The 12,974-nt window shown below is 39.5% G+C and carries 11 protein-coding genes; 4 read left to right on the forward strand and 7 right to left on the reverse strand.

The genetic code is table 11. From position 1 onward, the window contains the following. Positions 1-12 precede the first annotated feature (12 nt). Positions 13-807 carry an NAD kinase gene (locus ACFVS1_RS15485; protein WP_053534153.1) on the reverse strand — a complete coding sequence of 265 codons (795 nt, stop codon included), beginning with the start codon at positions 805-807 and terminating at the stop codon, positions 13-15. Positions 808-856: 49 nt separating this feature from the next. Continuing rightward, a complete protein-coding gene (yjbM, locus tag ACFVS1_RS15490) occupies positions 857-1,477 on the reverse strand; it encodes a GTP diphosphokinase (RefSeq protein WP_034314484.1) in 621 nt (206 codons plus the stop codon). Between the two features lie 318 nt (positions 1,478-1,795). On the opposite strand from yjbM, the gene ACFVS1_RS15495 reads away from it, so the two are divergent. From ACFVS1_RS15495 to ACFVS1_RS15510, 4 genes are all read left to right on the forward strand, one after another. Next, on the forward strand, positions 1,796-2,374 hold the full coding sequence (locus ACFVS1_RS15495; protein WP_387548612.1) for a CYTH domain-containing protein: 579 nt from the start codon (positions 1,796-1,798) through the stop codon (positions 2,372-2,374). Positions 2,375-2,396: 22 nt separating this feature from the next. Further along, positions 2,397-3,062, forward strand: coding sequence for a lytic transglycosylase domain-containing protein (locus ACFVS1_RS15500; RefSeq protein ID WP_483878253.1), 666 nt, complete (start codon positions 2,397-2,399; stop codon positions 3,060-3,062). A gap of 235 nt (positions 3,063-3,297) precedes the next feature. Beyond that, positions 3,298-3,702: a globin domain-containing protein gene (locus ACFVS1_RS15505; RefSeq protein ID WP_048686552.1), complete on the forward strand. Its 405-nt coding sequence runs from the start codon at positions 3,298-3,300 to the stop codon at positions 3,700-3,702. Continuing rightward, a complete protein-coding gene (locus ACFVS1_RS15510; RefSeq protein WP_387548616.1) occupies positions 3,699-4,592 on the forward strand; it encodes a ClpXP adapter SpxH family protein in 894 nt (297 codons plus the stop codon). The genes ACFVS1_RS15505 and ACFVS1_RS15510 overlap by 4 nt, the downstream gene beginning before the upstream one ends. Before the next feature lie 920 nt (positions 4,593-5,512). On the opposite strand, the gene pepF is transcribed toward ACFVS1_RS15510, so the two are convergent. The 5 genes from pepF to spxA all read right to left on the reverse strand — a co-directional run bounded on the left by pepF (position 5,513) and on the right by spxA (position 11,992). After that, positions 5,513-7,330: an oligoendopeptidase F gene (gene pepF, locus ACFVS1_RS15515; RefSeq protein ID WP_241590608.1), complete on the reverse strand. Its 1,818-nt coding sequence runs from the start codon at positions 7,328-7,330 to the stop codon at positions 5,513-5,515. A gap of 187 nt (positions 7,331-7,517) precedes the next feature. Then, positions 7,518-8,726 carry a competence protein CoiA gene (locus tag ACFVS1_RS15520; RefSeq protein ID WP_387548618.1) on the reverse strand — a complete coding sequence of 403 codons (1,209 nt, stop codon included), beginning with the start codon at positions 8,724-8,726 and terminating at the stop codon, positions 7,518-7,520. Positions 8,727-8,824: 98 nt separating this feature from the next. Further along, positions 8,825-10,333 carry a cardiolipin synthase gene (cls, locus tag ACFVS1_RS15525; protein WP_387548620.1) on the reverse strand — a complete coding sequence of 503 codons (1,509 nt, stop codon included), beginning with the start codon at positions 10,331-10,333 and terminating at the stop codon, positions 8,825-8,827. Between the two features lie 100 nt (positions 10,334-10,433). Beyond that, entirely contained in the window at positions 10,434-11,102 is a 669-nt protein-coding gene (gene mecA, locus ACFVS1_RS15530; RefSeq protein WP_063232180.1) for an adaptor protein MecA, read from the reverse strand. 494 nt (positions 11,103-11,596) lie between these two features. Further along, positions 11,597-11,992, reverse strand: coding sequence for a transcriptional regulator SpxA (gene spxA, locus ACFVS1_RS15535; protein ID WP_034314502.1), 396 nt, complete (start codon positions 11,990-11,992; stop codon positions 11,597-11,599). Positions 11,993-12,974 lie beyond the last annotated feature (982 nt).

Consider the following 12,974-nt stretch of genomic DNA (forward strand, 5'->3'; position numbering starts at 1 on the left):
GAGTCTATCTCCTTAATTAGCAATAAATGAATCATGCACTCTTTTCCAGAAAGGAAAAGGGCGGAATCTGGCAAATCGGATCTTTTCATCTGCCACCCGGCATTGTATCGACTTTACATTTTCCTGAAGCAAGGACAAATGGTCGACGGTAATTTGAAAATTGACCGCATTGACCGGCCTGAACATACAAGTATGATGTGCCGGCAGCAGAAGCGGCGATCCTACCGTCCTGAACACCCGGTTATTAATGGATGCCAATTCGGTAATCTGGATGGCATCGATTGATGGATGGACGATGGCCCCGCCAAGCGCCTTATTATACGCCGTGCTTCCAGATGGCGTCGCAATGCATAAACCATCTCCACGGAACGTCTCGAAATGCTGGCCGCGAATTTCAACGTCCATGACGAGCGTCCCTTCAACACTTTTGACTGTCGATTCATTCAAAGCCAAAAACCTTGCTTCCCGTCCACCATGCTGATAACGGACGATCGTTTCGAGCAGTGGATATTCCACTATTTGAAATGGTGTTTTTGCTAAAGCAATCACCAATTTTTCAATTTCATCAGGGGTCCAATCTGCATAAAAACCAAGATGTCCTGTATGTACACCAACAAAGGCGGTTTTATCCAATCGATTCTTATAACGATGAAAAGCATATAATAAAGTACCATCACCACCGACAGAAATGACAATATCCGGCTGATCTTCGTCATATTCCAAATGAAAGTCCTGAAGATACGTTCGCATCCTTTGCATTAAAGTATTCGATTTCGCATCTCCTTTTGACGTAATCGCAAATTTCATGTAATCCCACCTTCAATTCAGATTTCTTCTCGTTTACCCATTTATGCGTTCAAGAATCTTTTTTCCTGGAAAAAAGACGCTGTGCTTCCTGGATTTCTGTACGGATTTGCGACATCTCTGCATCAAGCAGGAAGGCAGCTTCAGCTGCACGTTTGAGTCGCAGTTGAATATCCTCCGGGAAAATGCCTTTATATTTATAATTTAAAGAATGTTCGATCGTCGCCCAAAAGTTCATTGCAAGAGTCCTGATTTGAATTTCGGCAAGGATATTTTTTTCACCATGGATCGTCTGGACCGGATAGCGGATTACAACATGATAAGAACGGTAGCCGCTTGCTTTTTTATGGGAAATATAGTTTCTCTCCTCGACTATCTCGAAGTCATTGCGGCCTCGTAATAGTTCAACTACCTGTTCGATATCATCCACGAACTGGCACATCATCCGAAGTCCTGCAATATCCTGTATTTCCGTTCCCAATTTATCAATGGGAATATCCTTCAGGCTCGCCTTATCCAAAATGCTGACAATCGGCTTTACCCTGCCTGTTACAAATTCGATCGGTGAGTGAATATTCTCTCTCTCAAACTGTTTCCTTAATCCTTTTAGCTTAACCTTTAATTCTTCGACAGCCTGAGTATAAGGCGCCAAGAAATCGTCCCAACTCTCCATTGCCACACCACCTATATCTATCTAAAAAGCGCCTGTTCAACTCTGGTATGGGCAGAACGCTCTCCTAAATCCAGCAGTCACATGACTTCATGCCAATTCACCACTGGATCCTATTAAATCTTTCTAGCAAAAAGTTATGTATTAAATTTCTATAAATACGATATACCATTTCTCATGCTTAACGTTTATATTTTATCATATCCTGCAATTGATTCCTAAATATTCAAGTATAATAGCAAAAAATTATTGAATTCAATTTGACAGCTGGAATGGTTCTTATATGATTAACCTAAGAATCAGCCAGAAGGGATGGAACAAATGAACCAGCATATTGAAATTGAATTTAAAAACCTCTTAAGCGAAAAGGAATTTCATCAACTGATCGAATACTTTCATGTCGGGGCATCGAACTTTAAAACACAGAAAAATCATTATTTCGATACACTCGGATTCACTTTGAAAAATAAAGACTCTGCCCTTAGGATCCGCGAGAAAAACGGGCGTTATGAGCTGACTTTAAAACAGCCCGCTACAGAAGGATTATTGGAGACGAATCAAGATATCTCTGAAGAAACCGCATATGCGTTTCTGAATCATAACACATTCCCTTATGGCGAGATCCAACTTCTTATCCTCGAATCCGGAATTGATCCGAAAGACTTTACCTGCTTTGGCACATTAAAGACGGACCGTTTTGAATTCCCTTATAAAGAGGGTTTACTTGTTTTAGATCATAGTTCCTATTTGAATCAGGAAGACTTTGAGCTTGAATATGAAGTGACGGATGCAAACGCCGGCAAAAAAAATTTCCTGACCCTCCTTGAAACCCTTCAAATTCCGGTAAGGGAAACCGAAAATAAAGTGAAGAGGTTTTATCGCGCCAAATTCCAAAAATAATCCTGTTTGAACCCATTCGGAGGTGGAGAGTTTGAAAATTCAAGATTTCAAAACGTTCATGGAATTGCAGGCAATCCAGCAATTCACAAATGGCAACAACACAAATGCAAATTCCTCTCGATCCATTTTCCAGGACATGCTCTCTGAACTGGTTTCGGGTGATGCTCTTGAAGGCGCTTCGCAGACATTGGGTTCCCTTTTATCACGCATAGAAGCCGAAACGAAGTCCTTCCTTCAACCTGGCGGCCTGACATCCATGAACATCAACCCGGTATCCACTGCCCCTGCTGACAATCAGAGCAGTGAAACGGCAACAAACTATGATCATATCATCAGCCAGGCGGCCAGCTTATATAATCTCCCGGAAAAACTGATTAAGTCCGTCATTAAACAAGAATCGAACTTTAACCCTGAAGCCACCAGTTATGCGGGTGCAACTGGCCTTATGCAGTTAATGCCAGCAACTGCAAAAAGCCTTGGGGTGGATGATGCAACCGATCCGGAACAAAACATCATGGGCGGGAGTAAATATTTAAGTCAAATGATGGCACGTTATGACGGGGACATCCAGATGGCCCTTGCTGCTTATAATGCAGGGCCCGGAAACGTAGATAAATATAACGGCATCCCCCCCTTTAGAGAAACTCAGAACTATGTTCAGAAAGTTTATGGCACATTTTCAAGTTAAAGCAAGCTGACCCTGTTTATTTGTGACGGGTCAGTTTTTTCATGTCTTTATATTCTTTTTCCATGAATTGTTAACAACTCGTAAAGCACCCCAAAACCCTGTCATTTCCGGCTCATTCCCCTGTGTCATACTACAGATGTAAAATTTTCTTTAAGCTATATATTTGTTATATCAGGACGTCATTGATAAAATATGAATAAATATCAACCATCTTTCTTTAAAAGGAGTAATCAACATGATGCAAGGGAACCCTACACCATATGAATTGATTGGAGAAGGGCAATTACACAAGTTAATTGATGTGTTTTACTCCAACGTTAGTCAACACCCGGATCTGCAGCCAATATTCCCTGACGATTTAACTGAAACGGTCCGTAAGCAAAAACAATTTATGACTCAATATTTAGGCGGTCCCTCTTTATATACAGAAGAGCATGGCCATCCTATGTTGCGGGCTCGACATATACCTTTTGAAATTACACCAGAACGTGCGAAAGCATGGCTCTCATGCATGTATCAAGCTATGGACGAAGTTGGCCTTGAAGGTGAGATTAGGGAGTTTTTCTATCACCGACTCTATTTGACGGCACAGCATATGATCAATACATCCGGAACTGACGGGAAAGGAGAAGGCAGTTGAGCGCACAAAAACCAGTTTTCAATATTTCCGATTGGATCAAGACGCAGCATTGCTACGATATAGGAAAAAAGCCAATTGAAATTTATGTTTTTGTTGATCCACTTTGTCCCGAATGCTGGGGCTTAGAACCAATTATTAGGAAATTACAGATAGAATATGGCCAATTGTTCAGTTTACGCCATGTTTTAAGCGGTAAAATCGATTCTCTTAATATGGGGAAAAATAAAAATTATGAAAACATTGCTCAAGTTTGGGAAAAGACAGCCAGCCGCTCGGGAATGTCCTGCGACGGAAGCCTTTGGTCTGAAAACCCAATCTCTTCTCCATATACAGCTTCCATCGCAATAAAAGCAGCGGAATTGCAGGGCCGTAAATTGGCCATTCGCTTTTTAAGGCAGCTTCAAGAATATCTATTCATAGGAAAAAAGGATATATCCAACATCGAAGTCTTGACCGAATGTGCCAAGCTGGTTGGATTGGATGTGGAAGAATTCCTTTATGACATCAATTCTTCCAGTGCCGCCAAAGGCTTTCAATGTGATATGAAAATCACCAGCGAAATGGAAGTGACTGAAATACCTTCCCTTGTCTTTTTCAATCAAAATATTGAAGAAGAGGGAATAAAAGTTTCAGGTGTCTATTCTTACGAGGTATATGTTCAAATTTTAGAAGATATGCTGAATGGTCTTCCAGCCCCTGCACCACCCCCCACTCTCGAAGAGTTTTTAAGCTGTTTCAAACTAGTGGCCACGAAGGAAATTGAAACCGTTTATAATATGAATAAGAATAACGTCGAGTTGGAAATGAAAAAGCTTGTTTTAAAACAGGTGGCAGAGAAGATACCAGCTAAATACGGAACGTTTTGGAGATATATAAAGAAGCAGTCATGAATTTGACTGCTTCTTTGTTATATGAAAGGAAAAACCACGCAATCCAAAAGACTGCATGGCTTTTTATAAGAAAATAAGGGGATGGGAGAAATTTTTCACGATCAAACAAAGGGGTATAAGTTTGTTTGTGATTCACTTCACAATAAATAATATAACAGATAAACTATTTACGTTTCAACTATATGTGTAACTTTTCACAAATTGTTCACAATATATTTTTTCATTTTTTTATTATTTCTTCCGATATATAGCTAAATAAGAGCCCTTTTTATTTAAAGCTATAAGTGTTTTTGATATCCGATTAGTATCTATCTAGATTAAAAATACATCTATTTGTGAAATTTATCACATTATCTTTATAATTGCCTAAGCCTTTTTTAACTTAAAGCCGATCATTTAATTCTTTTTACTTTTCAAGCAAATGAAAAACCCCGGCAAACCGCTAAATTTGCTGGGGTTTTCATCTATTTATACGAATAAGGGGATGGGAGAAATTTCACGACGAACAAACAAAGGGGTATATGTTTGGGATGTGATAACTTCTATATCTGTACTATAGCAGATTACACATCTTAATTGCAAGAACTTTGTGCGCAATTTCACATTATTGTCATATTCTTAGAATACTGCTTTATCTAAAACATACTATCTAATAAAGAGCAGATGAGCTTTTTCTGCTGCCAGGTTGGAGGTGACCAAATTGAAAGTCTTTATTCTACTCATACTCTTGATAGGGTCGCTATTTATCCAGCTACTCGGTATCATGAACCTCATTCCTCTGTATTTTACCTCCCCTATTTTATTTTTTGTTTTCTTTATAATTCTTCATAGCTTAAATCAGAGAAATCGTTTTAAAGGATTATGACGGACATCCATATATGATGAAAAGGACCCGGCAGTGCTCGGGTCCTTTTCACTTCCTATTTATTCAAAAGCTCTTCCAACTCATTTAATTTTTCTTCGAATACATTCATGGCTTCTTGTACAGGCTCGGCTTTTGTCATATCGACACCCGCCTTTTTGAGTACTTCAATCGGATAATCGGAACTTCCTGACTTCAAGAATTCCAGATACCTTTTGACAGCAGGCTCTCCTTCTTCAAGGATTTGCTTGCTCAATGCTGTTGCTGCACTGATTCCAGTCGCATATTGATAAACATAGTAATTATAGTAGAAGTGTGGTATACGCGCCCATTCCAAACCGATTTCTTCATCAATGGTCACATTCTCGCCAAAGTATTTTTTGTTCAGCTCATAATATTCCTTAGTAAGCATATCCGCTGTCAACGCTTCCCCATTTTGAGCCTTCAAATGGATGGTATGTTCAAACTCTGCAAACATCGTTTGCCGGAACAATGTGCCGCGGAAACCTTCCAGGTAATGATTCAATAAATAAATGCGTTTCTTTTCATCTTCGATTGAATTCAATAAATAATCATTCAACAGGTTTTCATTACAAGTCGATGCAACTTCCGCTACAAATATTGAATAATTCCCATATGGGTATGGCTGATATTTACGTGTATAGTAGCTATGGACCGAATGTCCAAACTCATGAACGAGCGTGAATAAGTTATTGACGTTATTTTGCCAGTTCATTAAAATATAAGGATTCGTCCCGTATGTACCAGAAGAATAGGCACCACTTCGTTTCCCTTTGTTTTCATGCACATCGACCCAACGGTTTTCAAATCCCTCTTTCAAAACGTTCAAATAATCCTCTCCAAGCGGAGCAAGTCCTTTAAGGACATAATCCTTGGCCTCGTCATATGTAACCTCCATCTTCACTTCTTTAACAAGAGGAGTGAATAGATCATACATATGAAGTTCATCTAATTGCAGTACTTTTTTACGTAAATCAAGATAACGGTGAAGTAATGGCAAGTTGTCATTGACCGTTTTAACGAGATTATCGTAAACAGTCTCCGGAATGTTGTTATTACTTAACGCCGCTTGGCGTGCTGAATCATATTTTCGAACCGTGGCATTGAAGTTATGGTTTTTCACCTCACCAGACAGGGTTGAAGCAAATGTATTGCGGAACTCCCCATACTTGCTGTATACCCCCTTAAATGCCTCCTCACGTACACGGCGATCTTCACTTTCAAGAAAACTGATATACCTCCCGTGAGTTATTTCCACTTCATTTCCCTTTTCATCCTTGATGGTCGGGAATTTCAAATCGGCATTGTTAAGCATACCGAAAGTATTGCCCGATGCATCGAGTACTTCTGATGCCTGCGCCAATAATTCTTCCTGCTCTGCAGATAAGATATGTGGTCTCTGAAGATTAATTTCCTCTAAAGAATGCTTGTATAATTTCAATTCTTCCTTTTCTTCCAAAAACCCTTCCACTTTACTTTCGTCAATACTCAATAGTTCAGGAACCATATATGAAAACGCAGCCGCTGCCTGGGCATATAAAGCTTTAGCCCGATCCTCCATCCCTTGATAAAAAGGATTGGTTGTATCTTGATCATTGCGCATATGTGAATAAGAATAAACTTTCCCTAGCTTCTCGAATACTTCATCTTGGAGTTGAAGCGCCGCGAATAACTTTTCTGCGCTTTCACCCAACGTCCCTTTATGTGCCTCCGCTTTCTTGAGGTCTTCCTTTACCGCTTTGAAAGCAGCTTCCCAATCTTCCTCGGTTGCGAAGATATCTTCCAGTCTCCAAGTATCTTCAGGAGCTATTTCACTTCTTGAGGGTAATGTATTCGTTTTTGTTTCCTGTGCCATAAAAAAATTCCTCCTCATTCTATAGAAACTTGCCATTGGGCTAACTCGTAAACCGGATAGACGCCGCAATGCTTCATTCGGCGTCCATTCCTTTTAAAGCTTATCATTCCCAGCTCTTATTACTATTTCTCCATTAACAAAAATAATCCTGCCATTTCATCTGAATTCAAGATAAACAGAGAAGTTATCACTGATTATACTGGATATTCCCCTTTTCCATCATCCATTTATGCTTATCATAGAAATTTTTTTCCAAAATTCGGGCTTGATCACTGGTGAAGGCAAGGGTAAATTCCCTTTCAACTTTAAAGACCCCTTTTTCAAGCTTTGATAGATAACCCAATTGCTCCAAAAGCATGATATATTGACCTACAGGATACTCGATTGGTTTTTCATGAAGCAATGGCAACGGCCTGAACTTTATTTCCCCTTTTATTGAGCGCTTTCTAAAAATCCAGATAATATCAGCCATAGAAATCTTTTCCCCTGTTCTTTTCTCTTGAAACACATCCATGTATAACCTTGCTTGCCATTCGATCGAGGCAGTATCGATCAACAGCATCCCTTTGACGGGAACACCCACTTCAATGGGAAGTGTCGCAGGTGTAATATGATGTGAATAAAGCTCTTCGAAAAAGGGATCGCATCTTCGTGCTGTCTTTACTCGATGCAGGGACCAGCCATTTCGTTTATATCTCCACGCAGGCAGAAAAGGGAAACCAAAGCAATCTTGGGGCAATGCCCGACTAGGGGGAAGGAGCTTTAAAGAAGCTGTTGTCAATTCGGCAAAGACGGTTCTAGGAGTAAACGGGGTGAGGTTCTTCAATACTGATAAATGATCAGTTTCCGGGCAATACATCCAAAGAAACGGATGATGGAAGCTGCCGGTGACGAAGAGCCATTGGAAGCGGGTTAAACTGAATTCATACAAGCTTTTCCTTTTTAAGCGTTTTGCAGCGAGGATCCAGATTGGCATGATGCCTATGCTTTGGTAGGCTCGTGTCCTTTCCATGAATTCCACCTCGGGGATCACTGAGCATTGAAATTCTATTGCATAGCGATTGCCTCCTATCACAGCTAAAATATCAGCCCTTTTCTTAATTTCAGGAAGGTAGGCTTCTAAATCCGCTTGGTAACCATGTGACAATAACCACTGAAACAATTTTCTTTTTCCCATTAAATGATAGGCGGATTCCGGTTCTGAAGTAGCACGGCATGAAGAACTATTTTTATGTGCGAAATGAGGGATCCTGACGTTTCCCGCTTTGATGGTCATTTCCATCTTGCAGCATGGACAGTAATAATCTGCTGACCTTTTCCATTCATCAATCTCGTTTGCCGGTATCTTTTCAGGAAGGGTAATCCAAGTTCCATCTTTCTTTATCGCAGTTAGCATACATCTCCTCCTCATCCACTACATTCGCCTGCTTCACTTAGGATTCCTTTTAATCCGCAAAAAAAAAATGCCTGATCGGCATAAAGGAAAGTTACTATCTAAAGAAGGGGTGAAAGCAATCGACATGTGGACTCCAATACTTTCAAACCGAAATTTCGTTTAGAAAAAGCATCAATCTCCACTTCTTGAGATACCTTTATATCTTCCAAAAAATCATTCACCAGCTGCCGAGTACTTTCCGTCCTGTAGAGAAAAGCGTTGACTTCGAAATTCAGGTGAAAGCTTCTCATATCCATATTGGTTGTCCCAATTGACGCCAGTTGGTCATCAACGATGATGATTTTACTATGCATGAAACCCTCATTATATTGGAATATACGAACTCCGGAAGCGAGCAACTCGGGAAAATACGTTCTCGAAGCATGAAATACGATACGTTTATCGGGGTTCTTCGGTACGAGCAGCCTGACATCCAAACCACTTAAAGCAGCTACCTTCAACGCTTGAAAGATATCGTCATCAGGAACGAAATACGGAGATGCAATCCAGACGGACTTTTCTGCCGAAGCAATCATTTTAAAAAAAATGCTTTTAATGATCGTCCACTCACTATCCGGCCCGCCGCCAATCAATTGAACTCCGCCATGTCCATGGTGGTTCGGCAGGCTAGCCATGAGATATTCATCACTTAAAAAACTATTATTGGTGCTATAATACCAATCCTGCAGAAATATGAGCTGTAAAGTCCTGACCGCTTCCCCCTTTATGATAAGATGCGTATCCCGCCAAGAACCGAATTTCTGATCTTGTCCCAAATATTCATCCCCAATATTGAGACCGCCTACGAAACCGACAGAGCCATCTATCACAATTATTTTACGATGGTTGCGAAAGTTGAATGTATTATTTAATAAAGGGAGATGCAACGGACCAAAAGCAACCATTTCAGCTCCCGCACTCCTCAGTTCATCGATATATGAACGAGCTAACTTCCAGGAACCAACCGCATCAAAGAGAAATCGGACCTCTACCCCTTCTTTTACTTTTTGTATCAAGATGTCCTTCAGCAAACCGCCAATGCGGTCATCCCTAACAATATAATATTCTAAATGAATATGATGTGTGGCTTTTTTTAATTCTTCGATGATATTGGCAAATGTCTCATCACCATTCCTTAAAACCCGGGTTTCAGTCGTAAATGAAATAGGGCTATTCCCCAGCCTATTTGCAAGAGTGATTAACTGCTGAGGGGTATCGCCCATTTCCATAATTCGGTCATCATACTCGGCCTCGCCACTTATTTTCACGAAACTCTGTTTATCCAAAAAGTACTTCTTGCGAAATATCCTTTCTTTCCGAAAATTACGGCCAAACAAAAAGTAAAAAATGAAACCGATGAATGGGAAAGCGCCAAAAATAACCAGCCATGTTATGGTCTCAATTGGATCTCTGTTTTCCAGGAAAATGTTGAATCCAATTATCACCAGGAAAAGGGTCAATATAACGCTGGAATAAAAAATCACCCTGCCATCGACGCCATTTATTAGAAAATACCAAGAGCCGACCAACAAGAGAATAAGCAGACCAATGCCAACTATATTCTTCACCTAGACTACCTCCAATTAACAAACACAGGCACATGATAAACCGTAAAACACTCATTCTTGGACGAAAAGGCCGATTTCTACTGAAATCGGCCTCAACAGACTATGCGAAATATTTATCGACCGTTGTGAATACATCATTTTCGATAACTATCTTCCCGTACTCTTCAAGCATGTGCACCGTTATAGGTGACTCCTGACTATATTCCAATAAAAGACTTAGAACATTATCGATTTCTTCCTCATCAATCTCAGCCTCGGAAAATTCGATATAAAGATAATATTTATTCTGATAAACATAAAGTTTTGTCGTCCAGTCATCCAAGCCATGACGCTTGCTTAATGAAATGACATCTTCAAAATCCTCGAATATCGTGATGAATTCAATCATACCATCTTCAAATGTCATACCGCTTTCTTCATCTTTCCCATGAAAATGTTGATCAAGAAGCGTATCCATCTTGTCTGATACATTCAAATCCCTTAACTTATCATCTGAAAGAGGCAGCTCGAGCTTCTGACCATCTTTGGCAAGCTGGGCTTTTGTGACCAAAACTTCCAAGCCTTTTTCAAGGGCTTGAACTTGAATCCATAAAGGTCCTTCAATCATGAATTCTTCTTCTTGATGCACTTCATCCATCATTTCCCAAAAAAGTTCCTCACTTCGCTCGCGGCTGTACCAAATTTCTTCGCGATCAAAGCCTCTTTCCTCAATATCTATATAGGAAATATAAAATTTAACTGTATCGTCATTAATGCGTTCGATTTCCATGATTCCCCTCTCCCTTCCTTTCTCATTTTGAAGGGATAATAACCCCCAAGCGAAAATTGCTCTTAAAAGCTCTTTACCCGTAAGTGAATACTGTAAATCATGATAGTCATTAAAACAGACTATTTTACATCATTTTATGACAAAACCTTGAAGAAGGGAAATAAAAAACATTACATATCTAAAAAACAATTGTTTGCCTAATATTCCATTCATTCTATAAAAAAATTCATCCGCATGCAACTATCATAATGCTTTCTTCAATTTTAAACGTACTAACATTAATGCCTTATTATATACACGGCATGATGAGGTGCATTCTTATTTTTTCTTTAAATGATGACCGGTTCAAGGGACATGCTGCAAATCCGAAAAATCTGGTGTCGCCTATGAATCCTGTTATGATACCCTTCATTAAGTAAAAAAAATCAGCGGAAAAACGATTATGTATAAAGAAAAAGCCCTGCACATTTCCTGGCAGAGCTTGAAAGACCTTATTAGTTGACCATACGTTGTGCTTCCCGTAGCTGGAAGGTACGAACTTTACGTGGTAAAAAGCGTCTTATCTCATCTTCGTTATAACCAACTTGAAGCCGTTTCTCGTCCAGGATAATCGGACGTCTTAACAGACCTGGATTTTCCTTGATCAATTTATATAATTCTTGAAGAGGCAGGCTCTCTAAATTTACGTTTAACTTTTGGAAAGTTTTTGACCGTGTTGAAATGATTTCATCGGTTCCATCTTCAGTCATTCGAAGAATTTCTTTAATCTCATCAATCGTTAACGGTTCTGAAAAAATGTTTCTTTCTTTATAACCAATCTCATGTTCCTCTAACCATGCTTTTGCTTTCCTGCATGAAGTACAACTAGGTGATGTATATAATGTTACCATGTTTACTCACACTCCCTAAATATAGAATCGGTGATCTATGAGGGGAAATCTACTATTAGTATTCATAAGTACCACTCTAATTTGAAATAATTTTAAATAAGTAATTCATTTTCTTTATTATACACTAAATTATTTAAAATGAATACCCTTTTTGATATTTGGAAAAATCCTTATAAACTTCTAGTTTAGCCTGTACTATAGCTTTTTCTGTTTTTTATGTAATACATTAAAACCGCTTTTTCTAATTGAAAATACCTACCTACCATTCTCAGTTAACTCTCAATTCGGCCCTCATGATTTTTTTATTAACTCGTTACTTTTTACTTACCCCCTATCTTTGTCAATAAACAAGAACATGTTAATATATTTTCTTTAATAAAAAGCAAATTCCTTCTTTCACAAGAAAAACCATTCTTTTAGCACATATATTTCCAAAAGTAAAAACCATCCAAGAAGTTTTATAGATATTCATTTGGCCCGCAATAAATGCACAATAAGAAAATACAGTTTGCCTGGAATCGAAAAAACATGCCAATTATTTTCAATAACCCGCTCCCTTTCCGCCGACTGCCTTGCCAAGCTGCATCAAAACACGCGCCACCGGGGTCTCACTAGCTAGTTTTTCGGCAGGCGAGTCTCACTTTTCTTCAATCCATTGAGATTTCAGCCCTTACTGTACTTTTTCGACGTACGGAGCTATTTTTTCAGCCGTTCCCGCAGTTTTTTCTTCCTTTCCCGCACTTCATTCGAGCTGAACCGCACTTTATTCGACCCACACCGCACTTTATTCGACCCACACCGTACCTTATTCGACCTACACCGCACTTTATTCGACCTACACCGCACTTTATTCGACCCACACCGCACCTTATTCGACCTACACCATACTTTATTCGACCTACACCGTACCTTATTCGACCTACACCGCACTTTATTCGACCTACACCGCACTTTATTCGACCCACACCGCACCTTATTCGAC

Source organism: Peribacillus sp. NPDC058075 (assembly GCF_042885195.1).
Taxonomy (GTDB): Bacteria; Bacillota; Bacilli; order Bacillales; family DSM-1321; genus Peribacillus.